The 24,301-nt window shown below is 43.7% G+C and carries 15 protein-coding genes; 5 read left to right on the forward strand and 10 right to left on the reverse strand.

Going from position 1 to position 24,301, the window contains the following annotated elements; genetic code table 11:
* Positions 1-47 precede the first annotated feature (47 nt).
* The 7 genes from AB4185_RS05330 to AB4185_RS05360 form a co-directional block, all read right to left on the reverse strand.
* The gene (locus AB4185_RS05330; protein ID WP_017063846.1) at positions 48-4,889 is read right to left on the reverse strand and encodes an NAD-glutamate dehydrogenase; all 4,842 of its coding nucleotides are present in this window, start codon (positions 4,887-4,889) and stop codon (positions 48-50) included.
* Positions 4,890-5,117: 228 nt separating this feature from the next.
* On the reverse strand, positions 5,118-5,336 hold the full coding sequence (locus AB4185_RS05335) for a DUF2835 domain-containing protein (protein ID WP_004733645.1): 219 nt from the start codon (positions 5,334-5,336) through the stop codon (positions 5,118-5,120).
* A gap of 219 nt (positions 5,337-5,555) precedes the next feature.
* Positions 5,556-8,162, reverse strand: a complete 2,607-nt coding sequence (gene pepN / locus AB4185_RS05340) for an aminopeptidase N (protein WP_136982183.1) — start codon at positions 8,160-8,162, stop codon at positions 5,556-5,558.
* Between the two features lie 218 nt (positions 8,163-8,380).
* Positions 8,381-9,064, reverse strand: a complete 684-nt coding sequence (locus AB4185_RS05345) for a hypothetical protein (protein WP_017059686.1) — start codon at positions 9,062-9,064, stop codon at positions 8,381-8,383.
* A 322-nt stretch (positions 9,065-9,386) separates the two neighbouring features.
* Entirely contained in the window at positions 9,387-11,381 is a 1,995-nt protein-coding gene (gene prc, locus AB4185_RS05350; RefSeq protein WP_017068919.1) for a carboxy terminal-processing peptidase, read from the reverse strand.
* Positions 11,382-11,398: 17 nt separating this feature from the next.
* On the reverse strand, positions 11,399-12,022 hold the full coding sequence (gene proQ, locus AB4185_RS05355) for an RNA chaperone ProQ (RefSeq protein ID WP_017057223.1): 624 nt from the start codon (positions 12,020-12,022) through the stop codon (positions 11,399-11,401).
* Positions 12,023-12,119: 97 nt separating this feature from the next.
* Positions 12,120-12,611 (reverse strand): GAF domain-containing protein, encoded by a 492-nt coding sequence (locus tag AB4185_RS05360; RefSeq protein WP_017059689.1) that lies wholly within the window; start codon positions 12,609-12,611, stop codon positions 12,120-12,122.
* Between the two features lie 89 nt (positions 12,612-12,700).
* Here AB4185_RS05360 and AB4185_RS05365 point away from each other — a divergent pair, with 89 nt between their 5' ends.
* The 4 genes from AB4185_RS05365 (at position 12,701) to rsmF (ending at position 20,050) form a co-directional block, all read left to right on the forward strand.
* Complete coding sequence (locus AB4185_RS05365; protein ID WP_372135052.1) at positions 12,701-14,497, forward strand: ABC transporter ATP-binding protein; 1,797 nt, start codon at positions 12,701-12,703, stop codon at positions 14,495-14,497.
* A 54-nt stretch (positions 14,498-14,551) separates the two neighbouring features.
* Positions 14,552-15,835, forward strand: coding sequence for a paraquat-inducible protein A (locus tag AB4185_RS05370; protein ID WP_102321147.1), 1,284 nt, complete (start codon positions 14,552-14,554; stop codon positions 15,833-15,835).
* Positions 15,822-18,479 (forward strand): MlaD family protein, encoded by a 2,658-nt coding sequence (locus tag AB4185_RS05375; RefSeq protein WP_372135054.1) that lies wholly within the window; start codon positions 15,822-15,824, stop codon positions 18,477-18,479. The genes AB4185_RS05370 and AB4185_RS05375 overlap by 14 nt, the downstream gene beginning before the upstream one ends.
* 149 nt (positions 18,480-18,628) lie before the next feature.
* Positions 18,629-20,050 carry a 16S rRNA (cytosine(1407)-C(5))-methyltransferase RsmF gene (rsmF, locus tag AB4185_RS05380; RefSeq protein ID WP_372135056.1) on the forward strand — a complete coding sequence of 474 codons (1,422 nt, stop codon included), beginning with the start codon at positions 18,629-18,631 and terminating at the stop codon, positions 20,048-20,050.
* A 297-nt stretch (positions 20,051-20,347) separates the two neighbouring features.
* Here the strand turns inward: rsmF and AB4185_RS05385 are convergent, their stop codons facing one another.
* Positions 20,348-21,256 (reverse strand): S1 RNA-binding domain-containing protein, encoded by a 909-nt coding sequence (locus AB4185_RS05385; protein WP_017059694.1) that lies wholly within the window; start codon positions 21,254-21,256, stop codon positions 20,348-20,350.
* A gap of 28 nt (positions 21,257-21,284) precedes the next feature.
* Here AB4185_RS05385 and AB4185_RS05390 point away from each other — a divergent pair, with 28 nt between their 5' ends.
* On the forward strand, positions 21,285-22,640 hold the full coding sequence (locus tag AB4185_RS05390; protein WP_017063834.1) for a hypothetical protein: 1,356 nt from the start codon (positions 21,285-21,287) through the stop codon (positions 22,638-22,640).
* A 108-nt stretch (positions 22,641-22,748) separates the two neighbouring features.
* On the opposite strand, the gene AB4185_RS05395 is transcribed toward AB4185_RS05390, so the two are convergent.
* Positions 22,749-23,234 (reverse strand): PaaI family thioesterase, encoded by a 486-nt coding sequence (locus tag AB4185_RS05395; RefSeq protein ID WP_017059696.1) that lies wholly within the window; start codon positions 23,232-23,234, stop codon positions 22,749-22,751.
* 159 nt (positions 23,235-23,393) lie between these two features.
* Positions 23,394-24,281: a putative PEP-binding protein gene (locus AB4185_RS05400; RefSeq protein ID WP_372135058.1), complete on the reverse strand. Its 888-nt coding sequence runs from the start codon at positions 24,279-24,281 to the stop codon at positions 23,394-23,396.
* Positions 24,282-24,301: the final 20 nt, after the last annotated feature.

Consider the following 24,301-nt stretch of genomic DNA (forward strand, 5'->3'; position numbering starts at 1 on the left):
GGCAGACCTTGTGGCCTGCCCTTATACTTTTTCGTCTTATCTAGTAACTAGTCTTTTGACATGCAGTTTAGATTCAACAGCATCAATTCACGCAGTGCTACTGAGAACTTAGCAAACTCATGAACAGAACCTACTTTGAATTCGTTTAGGATGCTTTCCCAACGATGTAGAGAAACAGAGTTACTTTCCATCCAGTCATCAAGCGCTTTAATCACATCGATATCTGAAGCACAACCACAGTTAAGTACTTGACCAGTTAACTGGCGTTGCTGCCAATCCAGATCTTCTCTGAATGCTGCACGCGCCAGTGCTTGCCAGTTGTTGTCTATAGCTTGGCCATTGATTTGCTTCAAGAACCAGTGCAGTGACAAACGGTCGCCTAGGTTGAAGTAAAGCTTAGACGCTTGCTGTACTGTTTTACCTGTTTCACGAGCCACTGTAGATATATCCAGTGCTGAGTACAGGCTAGACAAACGAGCCACTGAATTAGCCAGCTCAGCGTTTACACCTTGGTCAATCCATACTTGAGCCATTGCTTGATGCTCTTCTACTTCTGAAGCCACTAGGTTTTCATCCAGCTTCTCAGTAATTGCGACGACATCACCTTGGTAAAGCTCAATCAATGCATTCACTGACTGTTTACCGGTACGGTTTCTTAGCAACCAGCGTGCTAGACGACGAAGCGTACGACGTACATGGTAAAGCAATTCGTATTGAGCTTCAGAACTTGAGATGTTGTCCAGTTCACGGATGCTCTTCAATACCTTACCCAGGCCGTAGATTTCACGTGATGCCGCGTAAGCATTCGCAATATCAACAATGTTCGCGCCCGTCTCTTCTTGCAAGCGAGTCACGAAGTTACAGCCCATCTCGTTAACCATTTGGTTAGCAAGCGCAGTCGCAATGATCTCTGCACGAAGTGGATGGTTATCCATGTGCTGAGAGTAGTTACGGCGTAACTCTGTTGGGAAGTATTGCATCAGTTGTTGAGCATGGAACTCATCATTCGCAATGTCATCACTCACAAGATCTTCTTTTAGAACCATTTTACCGTAAGCGATCAATACTGATAGCTCTGGTCTTGTTAGTGCTTGGCCCTGCTTCTCACGTTCTAGCAGCGTTTCGTCATCTGGGATGTATTCCAAACCACGGTCTAAGTACCCGGCTTTTTCCATTGTGTGGATAAAGCGGATTTGCTCTTTCACTAAGCCTACACCTTGATGCTCAGTAACAGAGATAGACTCAGCTTGGCAGTAAGCGTCGTCTAGTACGATTTCACCTACTTCATCTTCCATAGATTCAAGAACTTGGTTACGTTGCTTAACGGTAAGATCACCATTAGACACCAAGCCATTCAAGAAGATCTTAATGTTAACTTCGTTATCCGAGCAATCTACACCACCAACGTTATCGACAAAGTCAGTATTAACTCGACCGCCCGTTAGAGCGTATTCAATACGACCCAATTGAGTCATACCCAAGTTACCGCCTTCACCAACAACCTTAGCTTTCAGGTCACGGCCATCGATACGTAGCACGTCATTTGCACGGTCACCCACATCGGTATGAGTCTCACTAGAAGACTTAACGTAAGTACCAATACCGCCGTTCCAAAGTAGATCAACTTTCATAGACAAGATCGCTTTGATCAAGTCGTTTGGTGCCATTGATGCTTTCTTGGTACCCAGCATTTTCTGAATTTCAGGTGTCAAAGAGATAGACTTCGCTCGGCGAGAGAAGATGCCACCACCTTGAGAAATCAGGTCTTTATTGTAATCTTCCCAACTTGAACGAGGCAGATTAAACAGACGGTCACGCTCTACCCAGCTTGATGCTGATTCTGGATTCGGGTCAATGAAGATGTGCATGTGGTTAAACGCAGCTTGCAAGCGAATGTGCTTAGATAGCAGCATACCGTTACCAAATACGTCACCCGCCATATCACCCACACCAATGGCAGTGAAGTCTGTGCTTTGACAGTTAATACCCATTTCGCGGAAGTGACGTTTAACCGATTCCCAGCCACCTTTCGCCGTGATACCCATGGCTTTGTGGTCGTAACCGTTAGAGCCACCCGATGCAAACGCATCACCTAGCCAGAAGTTGTACTCTTCAGCTACTGAGTTCGCTAGATCTGAGAATGTCGCGGTGCCTTTATCGGCTGCAACAACCAAGTATGGGTCATCTTCATCGTGACGAACAACGCTCTTAGGTGGGATAACCTCACCTTCAATGATGTTGTCTGAAACGTCTAGCAATGCACGGATGAAGCGCTTGTAACAACGTTGACCTTCAGCAAAGATCTCGTCTCGGCCAGACATCATGTGTTGACGCTTACAAACGAAACCACCTTTAGCACCAACCGGTACGATAACCGTGTTCTTAACTTGTTGCGCTTTAACTAGGCCTAGAATCTCAGTACGGAAGTCCTCTTGACGGTCTGACCAACGTAAACCACCGCGTGCTACTTTACCGCCACGTAAATGCACACCTTCAATGTCTGGTGCGTAAACGAAGATCTCAAACGCAGGAACCGGCGCAGGGATATCTGGAATCTCGCTTGGTCTCATTTTCAGAGCCAACCAAGGTTTAGACTGCTTATTCTCGTCTACTTGGTAGTAGTTAGTACGAAGCGTTGCAGTGATCATTTCCATGTAGCGACGAATGATACGATCATCATCCAAGCTTTCTACATGATCCAACTGTTCAGTGATCTTCTTAATAAGATCTTGTTGGCCTTTTACGCTGCCCTTCAGTTTCGGGTCAAAACGCTTGCCGAATAGGCTCACTAGCCCTTTCGCTAATTCTGGGTAATGAGACAATGTGTCTTCAATGTATTGTTGGCTGAATGGGAAACCAACTTGACGCATGTAACGAGCATAAGCACGTAAGATTGAGATTTCACGGCCAGAAAGACCAGCGCCAAGTACTAAGCGGTTGAAACCATCGCTGTCTAACTCACCCGCCCAGATTGCCGCAAAGGCTTGTTGGAAAAGATCGCGAGCTTCACGAAGATCAATGGTCTTATCGCTCTTGTGCAGCATAGAGAAATCAAGGATCCAATAGGTCACACCGTTGGTTTTACGCACTTCATATGGAGATTCACCGATAACGCGTAGGCCAAAGTTTTCAAGCATTGGCATAACATCAGAAAGGTGAATTGGCTCATCGCTGTGGTAGAACAACTTCAAACGAACGGCTTTTGAATCTGCCGCTTCTTCTTGAGGACGGTAGAAAAGCATACCCAGTTTGTTGTCTTCACTTAGCGCTTCTAAACGTTCAATGTCGGCAACAGCAGAACCTGGCATCATGTCTTCTTTGTACGAACGTGGGAATGCACGCATGTACTCTTTCGACAATGGAAGACCTTTGCTTTCACCGAAGTTTGCAATGATAGATTCAGACAGACGGTCATCCCACGTAGACGATACTTCCATTAAATTTTGCTCAATTGTTTTCACGTCCACATCCATGTTGTTGTTATCAACACGAACAATATAGTGCGTTCTTGCTAGCGGACTTTCAGAGAAGTACGTTGTAAATTCAACCTCTTCTTCACAACCAAAGTACTGTTTCAAGATGCGCTGTGTTTGGCGACGAAGCTCAGTGTTGTAACGATCTTTTGTTACGTAAACCATGCAGCTAAAGAAACGACCAAACGGGTCTTTGCGAACAAACAAACGCAGGAGATCGCGATCTTGCATTTGTACTACGCCCGTACCGACTTCTAGTAGCTCTTCTTCTCGAGCTTGCAGCAGTTCATCACGTGGGTAGTTTTCAAGAATGTTGTGCAGCGCTTTGTAAGAGTATGAACCTTCACGGTAACCACTCGCATCCAAAATACGTTCTACTTTCTCGCGAACAAGAGGAATCGTTTCAACGGTTTGGTTATAAACGGCAGATGTGTAAAGACCAGTAAAGCGGTGCTCACCAATGACCTTACCGTTCTTATCGAACTTCTTAATACCAATGTAATCGTTGTAAGCTGGGCGGTGAATGCGTGAAGCCGTGTTGCCCTTGGTTACGATAAGCACATAAGGCTTTTTCGCTTCAAGACGTGCCGAATCAGAAAACTCAGATAGCTTAACGTTACGTACACGATCTGAGTTCGCAAACAAACCAAGACCTTGCTCCTTGGTCGGTTGCAGTTCAGTGTCGCCGTTAACTGAAACTAGGTCATATTCCTTATAACCCATGAATGTAAAGTTGTGTTCACCTAACCAACGAAGAAACGCCAACGTTTCATCAAAACGTTGGCCATCTACAGGAATGCTCTCTTTCTGCTTTTCTACTTGATTGGTTACTTCTTCAAGTCGTTCTACCATCTTCAACCAATCGTTCACAACTAAGCTAGTATCGGTAAAGATATCCAGTAGCTCCGTTTTAAGAGCTGTCATTTCAGCTTTACTGCTAAGACGGTCAACCTCAATATGGAAAAGCGATTGGAATGCACCTTCGTTATTGCTTACACCGACAACACTGCCCTTATCTGAGCGAGAGATTTGTGTTGGGTTATGAAGCATAAGGTGAGAAGAAAGGTCTAGGCGAGTCAATGCCATTTTTACGGAATCAACAAGGAATGGGCTGTCTGGAACGACTATCTCAACGATAGTATGAGTAGACTGCCAACCTTGACGACTTACCGTCGGGTTGAAAACGCGTACAGAGATTTCGTCGGCTTTCTTTTCATTGATGTGATGCCATAAGCTAACTACAGCACCGTATAAATCGGATTCGTTTCTCTGAGTCAGATCGTCGTGAGAAACGTTACTAAACAAGTGTTGAGCAAGTTGAGTTACGAGAGGTCGATGAGCAAGGTCAAGTTTGTCTTGAATCAGCTTGTAAACTTTTTCAAGTAAAACTGGAACCACAGTTTCACGTGCGGTCATAGTCACACTCCACAATTAGAATTATATTTTATTATTAGGGGGATCACTTAATCTGGTGTTTGAAACGTGCCGTTGAGCTCTTTTCTACTAACGAGTTAAGCAAAGGTAATGCATTCATTTATTGTAAAAGCATTATTGAAAAATAGTTAATTGTTTTGGAGGTGGTAAGAGGTGAAATGTTTGATTATGTGATTAAGATTCCTTTTAACTCACTAGGCACGCCAAGGTTTACAGAGCTTCTAACTTAATAAACTTATTTTTTTGGTCAGTTGTCAGCCTAAACTGCCCTCTAACCCCTATTTGTGTAAGAAATGGTCTGAACCGAGTTGCAGGTAACTGTAAGCGTAAACCTGTTGTTGTTATCACTTGAACTTTACTTGCGGCGCCAGAATAGCTGGCCAAAAACTGCTGATATGAGATGTTAAGTTGGAAAATATAGCGATTCATACGATACCTGTATAAACATACAGTGCCAGTGTTTTTTGGCACTTTTAGATGTCTGACGGTGAAACTGAACTTGAAGCTGCTCTAGCTTATCGAAAATTCGATGAACCAGAAACAAAAAATCAGTGGCAGATATTCTCTACCACTGATGACCTTTCGTTGTAGCAAACAGTTTATTAGTAAACCGCTTATTAGCAAACAGTTACCTGAATGCGCGCTGACTTAAGCCTCTAGTGCTTTCGTCACTTTCTCAAACAAGTCTTTTGCTAGGTTGTCCATGTTCTTTAACGTCTCTAGTTCTTTTTTGATAAGAGCTTGACGTTCATCATCGTACTTACGGAACTTAAGTAGCGGGTCAATCAGACGTGAAGCCACTTGTGGGTTGCTGCTGTTTAGCTCACGTAAGATCTCGCCAGCAAATGCATAGCCTTGACCAGACTTGTCGTGGAATTGAACCGGGTTCATGTTTAAGAATGAACCGACCAAGTTACGGGTACGGTTCGGGTTCTTCAAACTGAACGCCTGGTGCGACATCGACGCTTTGATCACTTCAAGTGCGTTTGAACTTGGGTTTGTACCTTGCAATGCAAACCACTTATCCATAACAAGACCATCGTGTTTCCACTTGTCACTGTAATCCACCATCAAGGTTTCACGACATGGTAGTTGTGCACTGTTTGCCGCGCCCATTGCTGCCATCGTATCTGTCATGTTATTCGCTTGTTGATACATCGCAACAACCAAGTCATTACCCTGCCCAGTATGAGCTAAGTAACTTAAGCAAACTTTACGTAGAGTACGCTTACCAATCGAATCGTGATCGATCGTGTATTCTGTTAGTGCGTGGCTGTGATAAACCGCCGCTAACTCGTCTTCAAGTTCTGCAGCTAATGTAACTTTCATCGAGTTAAGAACCGATGCGACCGCATCAATATCAACGCGCTCGTACCAACCCGATACTTCATTGTGGCTTGGTAGAGAAAGCATTTCTGCAATAAACGCAGGCTCTAGTGAATCACTCAGCAGTACGCCACGGAATGCATCAACAACAGAATCAGAAAGCTCAAACGCTTGACCCTGCTGAACTTTCTCCACGTTACTGCGGATGTACTTCGCTAATAGCATTTGACCCGCATCCCAACGAGAGAATTCATTGCGAGCATTCACCATCAAGAAGATCAGTTCTTCATCTGAGTAGTCATATTCCAATTTCACTGGCGCAGAAAATTCACGAAGTAATGATGGGATCGGTTGCTCAGAAACGTTTTCAAACACGAACGTTTGCTCTGCTTCTTTCACATCTAATACATTATGAACTGGCTTACCGTTACATTGTAACTCAACAACTTCACCCGCAGCTGTGTACAGCTCGATATCAAGAGGAATATGCAGAGCCTGCTTTTCCGTTTGCTCATGAGTTGGCGCTGTTACTTGGCGAGTTGTTAACGTGTACTGTTTCTTCTCTGCGTCGTACTTACTTTCAACAGACAGCGTCGGCGTACCAGACTGGCTGTACCATAAGCGGAACTGAGATAAGTCAACGCCCGACGCATCTTCCATTGCCGCGACGAAGTCTTCACATGTTGCAGCCGTACCATCGTGACGTTCGAAGTACAGCTTCATGCCTTTTTGGAAACCATCTTCGCCCAACAATGTGTGGATCATACGGATCACTTCACTGCCCTTTTCGTACACTGTCAAAGTATAGAAGTTATTCATTTCTATCACTTTTTCTGGACGAATTGGATGAGACATTGGGCTAGCATCTTCTGCAAATTGTGGACCGCGAATGATACGTACATTGTTAATACGGTTTACTGCGCGAGAACCAAGATCAGATGAGAATTCTTGGTCACGGAATACCGTTAAGCCTTCTTTCAGACTTAACTGGAACCAATCGCGACACGTCACTCGGTTACCTGTCCAGTTGTGGAAATATTCATGGCCGATTACTGCTTCAATACCTAGGTAATCTGTATCCGTTGCAGTTTGGTCGTTTGCTAGAACGAACTTCGAATTGAATACGTTCAAGCCTTTGTTTTCCATCGCACCCATGTTGAAGAAATCAACGGCTACGATCATGTAGATGTCTAAGTCGTATTCAAGATTGAAACGTTCTTCGTCCCACTTCATTGAGTTAATCAAAGAAACCATCGCGTGGCTCGCACGGTCTAGATTGCCTTTATCAACAAAGATTTCTAGGTCAACTTTACGACCCGATTGTGTAGTGTATGCGTCACGAAGTACATCAAAGTCACCCGCTACTAAAGCAAACAAGTACGCTGGTTTTGGATGTGGGTCTTGCCACTTCACCCAATGACGACCGTTTTCAGCTTCACCTTCATCTACACGGTTACCATTACTTAATAAGAATGGGTTCTCTGCTTTGTCTGCAATTACCGTTGTAGTGAATTTCGCCAACACATCTGGGCGATCCATGTAGTAAGTGATACGGCGGAAACCTTCAGCTTCACATTGAGTACAGAACGCGCCACCCGACTTGTACAAGCCTTCAAGTGCACTGTTCCCTTCAGGGTTAACTTCGGTAACGATGGTTAGAGTAAATTCTTTTGGAAGGTCATTCAGCGTAAGTTGAGTTTCAGACTGCTCGTACTGAGTCCATTCGTTGCCTTCAACCAAAACAGAAACCAACTTCAAGCCTTCACCATCAAGTACTAATGTCGTGCTGTCTTTCTCCTGCTTAACACTAGAAACAGCCGTAACAATGGATGCTGAATCGTACAAATCGAAAGTAAGATCGATTTCAGAAATCGTGTGAGATGGTGATTGATAATCTTTACGATACTTGGCTTGAGGTGTATGTGCCATGACGGGTTCCTTTTGATCGTTATACGTAATTATTTTTTAACTGTATATATCTAAAGGTTGAGCGCCAATAAAACAAGGGGAATATTAAAAAAAGGAGGCATTGTAAGAAAATGCCTCCATGTTTTGCTATTTTATCAATCAAATCAGACAGGAACGCCTAAGAAATGAACTGTGCACAATATTATCAACGAGTACGCCGTTACTGCTAAAACTCACGATTATCGAATGCGATTGAGTACCGCAAACATATCTCCCTCTTCACCTTGCAGCGTTAACACATCGCTGTTCAGTGTATATCGAGTGCCGTGTTCACCGTTCTCATAAAGTAACACTAGTTGATCGCCTTCTGTGTAATACACCCCGCGACGAATGACTTCACCACCTTCTTCATCTGATACTCGGAACATGAATATAAAGTCCGGCTGAAGGACTAAATCCATTTTTTGAATGTTACTCGCACGTAGATCGCTTCCAGACAGTTGGGCACTTGACCAGATTCCCGCCAATGCATTTGGCAAGGCCTTAGTGAACATAACACCGTTAAGATTCAGCATGTTGTGATTACTGCTGTACGCGTAAACCTGAGGTTCTGAGGTATTCAAACCCAAAATAATCGTGTCTTCATTGGCGTTATACAAACCTTCCCAATGATCGACACTGTAGTCTTTCTTTTGGATATCGATAGTGAATGAGTAGTTTGAATCAAGAGTGAGCTTGATCGCTCTAAAGTTTTCAGTGCCTTGCTCAGGATCAGGATTCATCAAATACCAATCACCAAGCAGCAAAGGAAGGTCAAAATGAGATAGATTACTATCACTTTTTGATTGTTGGCTACTCGAAGCGACCTCGCTCCCAAAAGCCACAAAACTTAAACAAGATAAAAATAGTAGAATCCATTTCATAAGCGTCCCCTCGTTTTCTTTAAGCTTAGGCACGTAATGAATAGAAAGCGAAAAAATATGATCTAAGTCACTAAATTTTAAGTGCGAAGTAACTTAAATGTCATTATCACTCGAAAAATAATACTTAAGTTTAGTTATTTTTACAGTGTACTTCACAGCCGAAAATCAAATAACAGTGGTTCTGCAGCAAGTTAAAAAGCGAGGAAGCATGCCGTTAACATGACATTATTCGAGGCAAGAACACAGGTACAAAAAAAGCGAGCCTAAGCTCGCTTTTCAAATAGTACGTCTTTAAACAATCACCTTATAACAGGTATTTTGTTTATTTCTTGATCATATCCAGCATGATAGCAACTGATTCATCAAGATAAGCATCCGGGGCTTCGTAGTCTTTGGGAATATCATCCAACGTTTTAAATGCCTCTAACTTAGCGGCTTTTTGACGTTGGTTAATACGCTCTAGACGAAGCGCATCCGCATCATCACTCTCTTGTTGACGAACCTTTTCATTAAGAGAAAGGTCATTGTCGTCTTTATCTGCCTTATATTTTTCAATATCTTGCGCGATAAAGCCAAATTCCATGTCTGTTGCGATACGAGCTTCGTGTTTAGCCGTCAACGCTGCGATCTGCTCATCGTTACGCTGTAACACTGAGTACTTCGCTTTGTCGATGCTGTCCCAAGGAAGAGCGTTGTCTTCAACACTTTCACCAGTATCTGCAGGATCAATTGGCGTTGGGTAAGCAATATCAGGTACTACACCCTTGTTTTGCGTACTACCACCATTGATTCGGTAGAATTTTTGGATTGTGTATTGAACGTAGCCTAACTCTTTATCGAACAAATCATAAATATGATTCAAAGAGCGATGCTGTTGCACCGTACCTTTACCGAAAGAGTTTTCACCCAAGATAATTGCACGGCCATAATCTTGCATCGCTGCTGCAAAGATTTCAGACGCTGAAGCACTGTAGCGATTCACCAATACCGTTAACGGGCCTTGGTAACTGATTTGACCATCAGTATCGCTGTTCACTTTGACACGACCGTAGCTATCACGAACCTGAACAACAGGTCCTTCTTTGATAAACAAACCAGAGAGTTCAGTTGCTTCAGTCAGTGCACCACCACCGTTGTTTCGGAGGTCAACAATAATACCTTCAACACCTTGCTCTTTAAGCTCGGTGATCAGTTTATCGGTATCTTTAGAAAGGCCAACGTAGAAACTTGGTACTTCTAATACACCAATTTTCTTGCCGTCTTTCTCGATCACTTCTGATTTAACAGCGCGGTCTTCTAAACGAATCTTATCGCGAACAATTGTGACAACGTGACTTTTTGCATCTTTACCGTCTGGCAAGATCTGTAGCTTAACTTTAGTCCCTTTCGGTCCTTTAATTAATTGCACTACATCGTCTAAACGCCAGCCGATAACATCAACAATCTCTTCGCCATCTTGACCAACACCAACAATGCGGTCTCCATCACTCAATTGTTTGCTGTTTGACGCAGGGCCACCAGCAACTAAAGAGCGAATAACGGTGTAGTCGTCTGTCATCTGAAGCACAGCACCAATACCTTCTAGAGATAGGTTCATCTCAGATTGGAATTGTTCTGCATTTCTTGGAGAAAGGTAACTTGTGTGAGGATCAACTTCACGCGCAAATGCGTTCATGTAGATCTGGAAAGCATCTTCATTATGCGATTGCGTAATACGCTTCATCGCATTGTTGTAACGCTTTTCCAAAACTTCTTGAATCTCTGGCCACTCTTTACCAGTAAGTTTTAGATTCAACGCATCATATTTAACGCGTTTTCTCCAAAGCTCATTCACTTCAGCGATATCTTTTGGCCACTCAGCTTCACTACGATTGAGCTCAATACTTTCATCGGTATCAAACTTAATCTCTGTATCTAGCAAAGACAATGCATATTGAAAACGTTCAAAACGCTTCTGCATAGACAGATTATAAACATCGAATGCAATCTGGTTATTGCCCGATTTCAGCTGATCATCAATTTGTTTAGATGACGCAGAGAAAGAGTCAATATCAGCTTGAGTGAAGATATTACGATTATAATCCAGCATCTCTAAGTAACGATTAAAGATAGCTTGAGAGAAATCATCGTTGAGATTGAAGTGTTTATAGTGAGAACGAGTAAATCGAGAAGTAACACGTTTACTAGCAGTTTCGTGTTGGACCTCAGGAGCGAGTAGAGGTAAATCGTCCTGATCTAATTTGGCTTCAAGAGCCTGAGCTGAAGCTGCTAGCCAAAAGCTAGCAGCAATCAGTGTCAATTTTGAACGGCATTTCATGCGTAGGAGTATCTCCTTTAAGCGCGCAAGTGCTCCGCTTTAACAACCATTTGTAGGCCGTTTGCTAACTGAACACGCACATCTTCCTTATTGATTTCAACAATGGTCGCAGCCATGTTTCCTTTACCCATGTTCACATTTACTTCTTTGCCAGCGATGAATTCGTCAGCGTTCAAAGCGCGTGTTTCTACAGGCTTTTCTACTTTTGGTGCTTTAGGCGCTTGACGACGAGGCTGTTGAGCTTTCTTCGCCTTAGGTTTCGCTTTGCCTTCTTCACGAGCTTTTTGTGCTTGTTCTTTACGACGAGCCTGAACTTTCGCTTTGCTTTCTGCAAGTGTAGCTTTAGCGTGTTCAACGTGCTCTTCTTCTAGTGTGCCACACGCGTTGCCGTCTAGGTCAACACGTTCTGCGCCAGCTTTTACGCCGTGCAGGTAACGCCATGATGATGTGTACTGTCTTAACGCTGCACGAAGCTGAGTCTTACTTACTTTTTCGTCTTCATTTAGACGTTCAGCAAGATCTTGAAAAATACCAATTTTAAGTGGCTTCGCTTCACCTTCTAGAGTAAAGCATTTAGGGAAACATTCAGCAATATATGCGATAACTTCTTTGCTGTTTTTTAACTTTTCAGTGTTTTCCATGTGGGTTCCTGGTTTTTGCGGTTTTCCGCGAGCATTAAGAAAATATTTTTACGTATTATAGAGAGATGCTTGGGAAAAACCACAGTAAGAGAATAATTTATGCCTTGTTCGCGTGCGAATTAAGCAGCTTTTCCACTTCTGCCATGAAAAATGTCAATCCGTCCTCGTCAATTTGAGAAAAACGACCAACATTTGGGCTATCAATATCAAGAACGCCCGCGATTTTTCCGCCAATCGAGAACGGAATAACGATTTCTGAGTTACTTGCAGCGTCACAAGCGATGTGACCTTCGAACTCATGAACATCATGAATGCGCTGAACTGTATTCGTCGCAACCGCAGTTCCACACACACCACGCCCGACCGGAATTCGCACACAAGCAGGTTGACCTTGGAAAGGGCCCAGTACAAGTTCGTCTTTTTCCTTAGCTAAATCCTGCTTCATTAAATAGAAACCCGCCCAATTCAAGTCATCCAATTCCATGAATAATAATGAACTGATATTAGCAAGATTAGCAGTTAGATCGGTTTCTGATTCAATTAATGCAACGGCTTGTTTGGTTAAGCGTTGGTAATGTTCTATTTTCATATTAACTTCCAATTAAATTGAGACTTCCATTATCAAGAGAACGCAGTAGAATGCGGCCATCAAACTAAATAGGACTTATTCTCATTACAATGAACAATTCAGAAGACACTATTAGCCGTTCTTGGTTAATAACTCAAGTAAAAAAACACAAGTCCAAATTACTGTTTGCTAACATTATTGCCATATTTGCAACTCTCATTAGTGTCCCTATCCCGTTGCTCATGCCATTAATGGTTGATGAAGTATTACTCGATAAGCCCGCTTCAGGCTTAGAGATGATGAACCACCTACTTCCATCTTCATTACAAACACCGACTGGCTATATAGCACTAACTTTGTTGTTAGTGATTATCATGCGCTCCGTTAGCCAAGCGTTGAACATTCTGCAAGGGCGTCAGTTTACGCTTGTGTCCAAAACAATTACCTATCAAATACGCAGCAAGATGATAGATAAGCTTGGTCGCATCAGTATTAGACAATACGAAACCAAAGGCAGCGGCGGTATCAACGCCCACCTAATAACAGACATAGAGACAATAGATAAGTTCATTGGCTCGACTCTTTCTAAATTTATCATCAGCTTCCTGACCGTGTTCGGTACAGCGATCGTGCTGTTGTGGCTAGAGTGGCGTTTAGGGTTGTTCATTTTACTGGTCAATCCTGTTGTGATTTATTTCTCCCGTAAACTAGGCAGCAGGGTCAAACACCTTAAGAAATACGAAAACCAATCTTTTGAGCGCTTTCAAAACCGTTTGGTGGAAACCTTAGATGGCATTTACCAACTGCGCGCGGCGAATAAAGAGCGTATCTTTCTCGATGAGCTTAAGGTTCAAGCAAACCAAGTAAGAATCGATGCCGACAAATACGCTTGGCAATCTGAAGCTGCTGGCCGTGTTTCGTTTCTACTCTTCTTATTAGGTTTCGAGCTTTTCCGTGCCGTCGCGATGCTAATGGTGTTATTCAGTGACTTAACCATTGGTCAGATTTTCGCGGTATTTGGCTACTTGTGGTTCATGTTAGGCCCAGTTCAAGAGCTACTAGGGATTCAATTCTCTTGGTATAGCGCGAAAGCGGCACTGCAACGCATCAACGATCTTCTTCAGTTAGAAGAAGAGAAGCGCCCTATCAGTAAAGTGAACCCATTTACTGAAGATCAAGAAGTGACAGTCGACATCGAAGACGTTACATTCTCTTACACATTAGAAAACACTGTTTTAAATAGGCTATCGCTGCACATCCCTGCAGGTAAAAAAGTCGCTTTGGTCGGTGCGAGTGGAGGGGGTAAATCTACGTTAATCCAGTTGCTGATTGGGGTTTACCAAGCAGACTCAGGTTGCATTCGCTATAACGGTGAAACAACCGACGACATCAGTTTTGATGTAATACGCAATCAAATTGCCGTTGTTTTACAACAACCTATACTCTTTAACGATACATTAAGGCATAATCTGACCCTTGGTGCTGAATACGACGAAATGTCGTTGTGGCGTGCGCTTGAAGTCGCTCAAATGCAAGATGTCATCAAGCAACTGAGCAATGGCTTAGATACACAAATTGGTAGGAATGGCGTTCGACTGTCTGGTGGTCAACGACAACGCTTAGCAATAGCTCGTATGGTGCTGAGCAATCCTAAGTTTGTTATTCTTGATGAAGCGACATCTGCACTCGATACAGCAACAGAGTCAGCACTGCATAAAGCGTTGAGCGAGTTTTTGAAAGATCGCACAACTTTGATAGTGGCTCATCGATTATCAGCGGTGAAACAAGCCGATCTAATCTATGTTTTAGAAGATGGACAAGTCACACAGACGGGAACACATGGTGAATTGGTTGAACAACAAGGACTCTATCAAACACTCTACGGCAGTGTGCAATCGCACGCCTGATGTTTGTGGCTCTGAGTCTTTAAGTCGGGTTGCTAACCTAACTTACGTTTCAACTTGGGAGGTCGCGTGACCTCCCCATCCGTAACCAACCCTTTATCAACAAAACACCAATGCGACAGCAGCTCAGTGCGTCTTTGCCAGGGCTGCGAACTTCCCGTAGATAAAATGGACATCCCTTTAGGGAAATCAGCTTACTGCCCAAGATGCGGAACTCAGCTTTATAGAGGCGGTACCCCTAGCCTCTCTGGAAACCTAGCAATCGCAATTACCTGCTTATTGCTGTTTATCCCATCGCACTTTTTTGAATTCATCAGTATTCGCCTGATTGGCGTCATGATACCCGCGACGTTACCATCGGGTGTTTTTACCTTAATGGGCGAAGGCTTTCCTCTACTTGGTTTGCTGATCCTGTTCTGCAGTTCGATCGCTCCGTTGCTCGTGTGCACCTCGGTACTCATCACTCATGCATCACTGCGTCTTAAGATCTTCACACCCTTTCGTTATGCATTAGCCATTATTCAGACTCTCAAACATTGGATGATGTTGGATGTGTTTCTGGTAAGTTTGGCGGTCTCATGTTTCAAACTGCAAGATTACTCTGACATTTTCGTCGGCCCTGGTTTGATTGGCCTGATTCTTCTGCAGCTTTTCAGCGTATTACTAGTAAGCCGTATCAGTGTACGTCGCTACTGGGAAGCTTGGGCAAAAGAATCCGAATACTCTTTTGCTGAGAGTAAGAACGTACACTGTCACAACTGTCACCTATCTCAGCCTGACGGTCATACTTGTGTGCGTTGTCACCATGACTTATACCACCGCAAGCCCTACTCTATACAGAAAACTTGGGCTCTGCTATTTGCCGCATCCGTGGCTATCGTGCCAGCCAATGTCATTCCTATTTCTATTCTTATTACCAACGGTCAAAGGCTAGAAGACACCATCATTTCCGGTGTCGCTTCGCTGATTAATAGCGATATGTATGGCATCGCTGCGATCATTTTCATTGCCAGTATCGTCGTGCCAGTCGCGAAAATACTGGGCCTCGCGTACATCTTAATCTGTATCAAGATGAAGCGCGCCGTTTACCACAGGCAACGTATGACCATCTATTTCATCGTGAAATGGGTGGGGAAATGGTCAGTAATGGATCTGTTCGTTATTTCGATCATGATGACCTTGGTCGACCGCGGGCAAATTTTAAACTTTACACCAGGTTATGGTGCAGTCGCTTTTGGCGTCGTAGTTGTTCTCACGATGCTAGCAGCGGAAAGCTTAGATCCTAGGCTAATTTGGGATAACTACACCTCTAAAGATGAGTCAGTGAATGAACAACGATAACCAATCACAAACGTCATATTCACCAGAAGTAAGGAAAAACAAAGGCATCTCCCCTTTGTGGATTCTGCCGATATTAACCGTCGCCTTAGCCGGTTGGTTGGTCATGAAATCGATACACGATGCTGGGCAACGTGTGCAAATATACTTCTCAGATGCCGCAGGTTTAGTCGCAGGTCGAACAACGATTCGTTACCAAGGCTTAGAAGTGGGTATGGTGCGCGACATCACTTTATCCAAAGATCTATCGAGCATCTATGTCGATGCAGACATCTACCCTGAAGCGAAGAAGCTACTCTCAAAAGGCACTCGTTTCTGGCTTGTAAAACCGACAGCAAGTTTGTCGGGTATCTCAGGATTAGACGCACTTGTTTCAGGTAACTATATTGCTATCCACCCGAGCGAAACCAAACAAGACCCAGAAACCATTTTCCAAGCGTTAGAATCCTCCCCTTCTGATTTACTGGCTTCTGAAGGTTTGAATATTTCACTGACGACCAAAGATCTGGGCGGCGTGTCTGTTGGCTCTCAAATCGTTTACCGTAAAATCCCAATTGGTGAGGTTTACAACTACCAGTTAAACGACAACGCGAAATCCGTTACGATTCAAGCGTCAATTAAAGATGAATACAGCCATATCATTACCGACCAAAGCCGTTTTTGGAATGTCAGTGGTTTAGGTGCCAGTATTGGTTTTTCTGGTGTTGATGTTCGCTTAGAGAGCCTAAGTGCATTGCTTGGCGGTTCAATTGCGGTCGACTCTCCGGGAGAAGGCCAACCCGTAGAGATGAATACCAAGTTCAAGCTCTACCCAGATTTGAAGACAGCGGGTCGAGGTATCTCTATCAAGATCGCCGTTCCCGATGATAATAAAATCAGTGCAACGGGTGCTCCGATCATGTATCGCGGCATTGAAATCGGTCAAATCACTGATTTATCGCTAAGTGAAGGGCGTGAAAACGTCGTTGCATCTGCCGCTATCCAACCGGCATTCAGTGACTTTTTAAACAGCGGCAGTAAATTCGTTCTAGAAGAGGCTGAACTGTCGCTTACTGGCATGAAAAACATTGCCAATTTAGTGACAGGTAACTTTTTAACCTTGGTACCGGGTGAAGGTGAAAAGGCGCGTCGATTTACTGCAATCCGCAAAAATGAATTCAGTCAGGAACAACAGAAATCCGTTGCGATTCGCTTAACGTCGAACAATTCGTTCGGGTTAGATGTCGGTACACAACTTCTCTACAAAGGCATTGCCGTTGGCTCTATCATCCATGTGGGATTAGTTGATGGTGTTGGTACGGGCTCTGATAAACACGAAGTCTTCATGGATGCACTTATCGATAATGAGTACGCGCACCTTATCAAAAGCCACAACCGTTTCTTTGTGACAGGTAGTGCGACTGCAGAGCTAACCGAATCAGGCTTGAGTGTTACGGTCCCACCAGCAAAACAGCTTCTTACCGGCTCGATTAGCTTTGTGAGTGAAGGTAAATCTGAAGCTCGAACGGACTACCAACTTTTCCAAAGTAAGTCGTTAGCAGAAATTGCTAAGTTTAATCAGTCTGGTTCAAAGACACTTTCTTTGTTTGCCAGTGAGTTACCTTCAATTTCTAAAGGCAGCCCACTCCTCTACCGCAACCTACAAGTGGGTAATATTTCTGATTTTCAGCTTGCCGACGGTGGCGTAAGAATCAAAGTCACAATCGAAAATCGTTACACGCACTTACTCAACAAGCACACTGTTTTCTGGAACCGTTCAGGCGTTGAGGTTGATGCGTCGCTATCGGGTATCAGCATTAAAGCGGCACCAGTTAAAACCCTTATCCAAGGCGGTATTGCTTTTGACTCTCTGCCAGGAATCGACAACAAACTTGGTGATGTGTGGAAGCTTTACAAAGATTCAAAATCTGCCCGAAAGTTTGGCCGCGCCATTACTATCACCTCTTCTGGCGATCAAGAAGTCAGCAAGGGCATGGCGATCAAATATCAAGGTGTCACTGTTGGTGAGGTTACTTTAGTGATTCCGAACTTCAACAAGGGCGGTATTGAAATTACTGCGCGTATTTTACCTGAGTACGTCGACAAGATTGCCGTGGCGAACAGTCACTTCTGGTTGGCAGAGCCTGAAATTGGCCTTAACGGCATCAAAAACGTCTCTGCGCTGCTCTCTAAGCACATCAACGTAGACCCGGGTAAAGGTGAAAGAAACACGAAATTTGAGCTTAGTAAGGGACCTGTGCAGCCTGAAGGCAAGATATTCCAGCTACAAAGCGAAACGCGAGGTTCGGTATCTGAAGGCACGCCTATACTATTCCGTGAGCTAGAAATCGGCAGTGTTATCGATGTTCAGCTGGGCGAGTTTGCTGACCGCATCATCTCTACGATTCAAATAGAACCTGATTACGCGTATCTAATCCGCGCAAACACCGTATTCTGGAACGTGTCGGGCGTCGATGTCTCTATCGGCCTGTCAGGCGCAAACATCAAAGCCGGAACGGTAGACAGCTTGTTAAGAGGTGGTATTACATTCTCAACGCCACCGACAAATGAACTTCAACCAGTAGCAAGCGAAGATCAGTCTTTCTACCTCTATCCTCAAGCCGAAGATGAGTGGAAATCATGGAGAACCGCAATTCCTCGCCCATAGAGAGAATCCCCTGACGTTTCAAGAAGATTAATTCTTCATCAAAATGCAGCCATTAGGCTGCATTTTTGTTGTTTGCTGCAAATATGGTTTAGGACGGCCTCATTTTGCTTTAAACTCCCCGCATTAATGCAATAAATCGAGATACTCTTTTGCACGCTAACGTATATATTCCTGAAGAATTCCTAACGCACATCGAAGCAATCATGCCTAGTCACCTAGATATGGCTTCTTTTGTTGCGTCATGCCAAAAACCACTTCGTAAAAGTATTCGAGTCAATACATTGAAAATCAGTGTTGAAGATTTCCTAGTACGAGCAAAAGAGAAAGGCTGGGAACTGGAACCTGTACCTTGGTGTGAAACGGGCTTTTGGATTACAGTTGATGAAAGTGAAGCGCCACTAGGTAATACGGCAGAACACATGTCTGGTCTTTTCTACATCCAAGAAGCCAGCTCGATGATGCCACCTTCGGCACTTTTCCAAGGTGAAGCTGATTACCAAGCGGTGTTAGACACTGCGGCAGCACCCGGTTCTAAAACAACGCAAATCGCTGCGCTAATGAATAATCGCGGTGTATTGGTTGCCAATGAGTATGCAGCAAGCCGTGTGAAAGTCCTTCACGCTAACATAGAACGTTGTGGTGTTCGTAATGCCGCTCTAAGTAACTTTGACGGTCGAGTTTTCGGTGGTTGGTTACCAGAACAGTTTGATGCAGTGTTGCTAGACGCTCCCTGTTCTGGCGAAGGTACCATTCGTAAAGACGCCGATGCGATGAAGAACTGGACGTATCAATCTGTGGTCGATATTGCCGACACGCAAAAAGATCTGATTGAAAGTGCATTCCATGCTCTTAAACCTAATGGTGTTTTGGTTTACTCAACGTGTACGCTTAGCACCGAAGAGAACCAACAAGTGTGTCATCACTTAAAAGAAACCTTTGGTGATGCGGTTGAATTTGAATCTCTTGAATCACTATTCGACAACGCAAAAGCAACCACGACAGAGGAAGGCTTTCTACACATCTTCCCTCAAGTTTATGACTCAGAAGGTTTCTTTGTTGCACGTATCCGTAAATTAGCGTCTGTTACTCCACCAGAAGTTAAAAAACGTATGGGTAAATTCCCATTTGAAAAAGCATCAAAGAAAACTCAACAAGAAGTCGCTGAACAACTAATGAGTACTCTCGATATCGAATTGCCAAGCGATACTCAGGTTTGGATTCGCGACAAAGACGTTTGGCTATTCCCAGAAGCGCTAGAGCCTATGATCGGTGAGTTCCGTTTTTCTCGCATGGGAATCAAGATCGCCGAAACCCATAAAAAAGGTTACCGCTGGCAGCACCAAGTGGCGACAACGCTTGCAACAGGTAATGAAGCTAATGTTGTCGAGCTAAGCATTGAAGATGCTCGTGAATGGTTCATGGGACGCGATGTTCGCCCTGAAGGCTTGTCTGGCAAAGGTGAAGTACTAGTGAAGTACAACGGTGCAATCATCGGCCTTGGTAAATGGGTTGGCAACCGAGTGAAGAACGGTTTACCACGCGAGTTAGTGCGCGATAAGAACCTATTCTAAAGCTTTCTCCCTGTATACAGCTAGATAAACAAAAGCCCAAACAACGTTAATTGTTTGGGCTTTTTCTATTCTATCGGCCATATAAGTCAGTGTGCGAGCGCTTGTAAATCAACAACTAATTACATAAATATCAATTCAAGCCACTATTTCCAAAAAGAAAAATCGCACTTTAGAGAATCTAAACTAGACTTCAATCTAACAGTCAAAAGATTAAGACGATTAGCGTAGGCTCTTCGGAGCCCTTTCCCCTAAGCCCAAACAGGAAGGTTTGGGCTTTTTTTTGACCGAAAGGACCGCTTACTTAACTAAGCTGATACCTTCTTTGTCGATAGTGATCTTGCCAGATTTGTATAGACCACCAATTGTCTTCTTGAACGTACCTTTGCTGGTTCTGAATGCAGAGAAAATAACTTCAGGAGAAGACTTATCATTCAAAGGCAGGTAACCGCCTTTCTTCTCAAGCAGGTCAAGAACCTTAGTGCTTAGGTCATCCATCTTAGCCACACCAACCTTCTGAAGAGACAAATCAATCTTACCGTCTTCTTCACGAACGTTTTTAATGTAGCCTTTTAGTGTTTTACCAATGAACAGCTTACCGATGATGTCAGATGGGAAAATCATACCCCAGTGTTCACCGTTCACGATCGCTTTGTAACCCAATTGGCTGCGCTCAGCGATAATGAGATCAACTTGCTCATTTTGCTTATAAGTAGCAGGCGTGTTGTCTAACCATTTGTTGAACTTCGTTGTACCAACGATACGGCTCGATGCTTTATCGATATACACATATACTAAGATTGACTGGCCTTCGTTTAAACGGCCACGCTGCTCGCTGAAAGGAACAAGAAGGTCTTTACCTTTCACGCCCCAGCTCATGAATGCACCAGTGCTGTTAACACCTTCAACCGTCATCAAACCAAACTGGCCTACTTGAGCGATTGGTTTTTCAGTGGTTGCAGCGATCTGGTTGTCAGAATCAATGTATAAGAAAACATCTAGCTTTTGACCAATTTCAACACCTTCAGGAGTAAATCGTTTCGGCAGCAACACGGTTCCATAGTCGCTCGCGTCAAGGAATACACCGAAGTCTGCTTGTTTTACTACTTCTAAGTTGTTTATTTGACCAATATTAATCATCAAGGTTGTCTCTACTTTAAATTTGGCGGAGATTATACGTGATCTCTGATATGCTTTCGCTAGTTTCATTCATATTTTTACATTCTAGGAGACATCGTTGATCACCGTTGATAAACAAGATGCGATAACACTTAAAATTAACCATGCCATGGCTAAGACCAAAAAGCTCGACATGGACGTTTATCTATTCATTCCCGGTGAACTTGGACTGACTCCTGAAGTGCTTTCTGAAAGTGCCTTTTTCTACAGCTCAATCACTCAAAAACGTGCCTACTATAGTGACAAAACACTTTTACCTTTGGTACACAGTCGCTTGGCAAAACGTGGACGCTTATCTACAACACAGTATCGTGTCAGTTTGAGTCTGTTTGCCTACCAATATGTTATCGCGTTAGATAAAGCAGTCAGCAGCTTAAATAAAACTGATAGTGACGACGTAACGGCTGATGAAGTAGATGAAGTCATTGAATTGGCTTTAGATATCTTGAAGAAGCTACGCCGAAGCATCCCTTACGAAGAAAATCTCAAGCGCTACTACGCTAATATCGATAACTACCTATCTTGGTATACCGAGCAAAAGTTCCTATCGCTAGTTTCACACATGCCACGAGGTAGTGAGTATTCAACGATTAAAGAACGACTCTTAACGCTTTGTGATAAAGAGACCGCGCACCGTAAACTGAACCGCTACAACTCAGCAAGAGTTCGAGAGGACGTTACCCGCTTGAGTAACAAGATGCGTTTGCTGCGTCGTTTGATTGAACACCCTATCGTGCTTAAAGAAAAGACAACGTCGATGGGTAAGAACGTTAAGCGTGCCGTGAAAGGCATCGCGACCGGTTTGGTGATGGTTGTCGTGACCACTACTGTGATCTTGGCTCGTGACTTTCTTGGTGAGATTACCGCCTCTTTCATCGTGGCAATGTCTTTCATTTACGCACTGCGTGAGATCTTTAAAGATGACTTGAGAGACATCCTTTGGCGCTGGCTGCGTAAAGGCAAGCCAAAATGGAAGCGTCGTTACTATGATCCAACGACCAACAAGTCAGTAGGCCATAAACTGGAATGGTTGGACTACGCAAATTTTTCTAAGCTTGCAGATCGCATTCAGTCGATCCGTAAAAAGCGTGTGGTACAACGTGAAGAGCAAATCTTGCATTACCGCTCTCATACTGAGATGTCGACATCGACCTTTATGAGTGGTTATGAGGAGACTCGTGAAACGTTATCGATCAGCCTAAGAGCCCTGACACGGTTGATGGATAAAGGCTCAAACAAGATCTACCGCTTGAATGAAGGACAAGTGAGCCGCGAATCAGTAGAAAAGCGTCATCTTCTCAACCTGATCATTAAAGAGAACAACCATGATAACGAACCAACCTACTACCGTTGGAAGATCGTTATGAACCGTTCAAAAATAGTTGATATTGAGCAGATCACTCAAGAGTCATAGAGCCGTTATAAAGTTCTCTATAACGGTATGTGGAAACCATTCACATACCGTTGTTTTATCTCTTCAACGTTACCCATGACTTCTAAACCAAAATCTATTATTTAATCGCTATTTTCTTGAAGGGACTTTCTTAATTGAAAGCGTAAGCGTGAACTCCGCCATCGGCTCGTCACCATGTAAAGATGGGCAAGTCGCGATAATGGTTACGGGTTGATTGACCCGTTCTCCGGTCGACATGGTTTCTGCCAGCATAGTGTTGATCAGCTCACCGTCGTTACAAGTGAAATGCACATCACCTTCAGGGCGCTTCAAAAAGTTACCCGTCACCTCTTTAAAAGCCAACGAGATCTTTTCACCTTGCTGCTGAGATTTGCTCATCGCAAGAAACCCACCCGCGACATCCGCACCTACAGCCAAAACGCCAAAGTACATACTGTTAAGGTGATTCTTAGTACGCCTTCTAAGCGGGATTTTCACTTCAACATGTTGGTTGTCCAACGCGAGTAGTTTTGGTCGGCACAACCAGATAAGTGGGACTTTGAAAAAGCCAAACATGCTTAAGTAGAAATTTGCTTTTTGTAGAGGGGTCAACATTCGAATTACCTAGCCAAGTTAGTCATCAGACCAGTTAATCGACTAGCGATAAGAATGTCAAAAAAATGTTACAAAAAAGAGATATCATCGCACAATGATATCTCTTTCATTCTCAAAGCATTAGCGCCTTAAGTCGGCTTATCAGGCAAGCTAATCGATTTACGCAGTCACGACCGTTTCAACACCTTCAAGGTCAGCAATGTAACCTTGTAGACGTGGATAATCGACTAAACCTTGCGTAACTAGCAGCACTGGCTTCTTCGCGTTCAGGGTTGGTTTAACAATCATATCCAACAAGGTAATAACCGCTTCGTTTTGTGGATCAAAAGCGTGTTGCTGAGCTTCATTGTGTTTGTCTACGCCTAAAGTGAAAGACGCTAAGCTATCAACGTTTACCACTACACCATCGAAGTAATGCAGTAAACGTTCGCTCAGTAGCACTGCAGACGGCACATCGCACGAGAACAGTACTTTCAAACCGTTAAGGCCGCGTGGTAGCCCTTGCTCGGCAAGCAGGTCAATAATCTTAGCGGCATCGCTTAATGTTCGTACATAAGGCACAACCACTTCAACGTTAATACCCTGCTCTCGCAATGTTTTAATGACCTGACACTCTAAAGCGAAAGCCTTGCTGTATTCTGGTGTTGCATAGCGAGCAACGCCACGAACGCCTAGTGCTGGGTTAATCTCTTCAGCTTCACAGTTCCCGCCAAGTAGCGAACGGAAGCCATAGCTGTCTGCACTACTTAATGCGATACGAACAGAAGTGTGATTTGGCTGAACGGCAGCTTGAATGGCAATCACTAAGGTCGAAACAAAATGCTCATCGACAGTTTTATCGCCAAGGATCGCATCTAAAGACGTTTTTTCAATATCAGTCAAAGTATCTAAGTGACTCTCGATACTTGGGTGATAAAAGACACGATCCATCACCAATTCTGATAGTGAAACGTATAAGTGGTTGGAATTATTATTATCGTTATAAGAAGGCAGCACATCACCTAAGACAAGTTCTGGGTGCAAAGTGCTTTGATTTTCTTGAGTCATTGCTGCTCCAGCATTTTTAT

Source organism: Vibrio sp. 10N.286.48.F5 (genome assembly GCF_041469785.1).
GTDB lineage: Bacteria > Pseudomonadota > Gammaproteobacteria > Enterobacterales > Vibrionaceae > Vibrio > Vibrio crassostreae_C.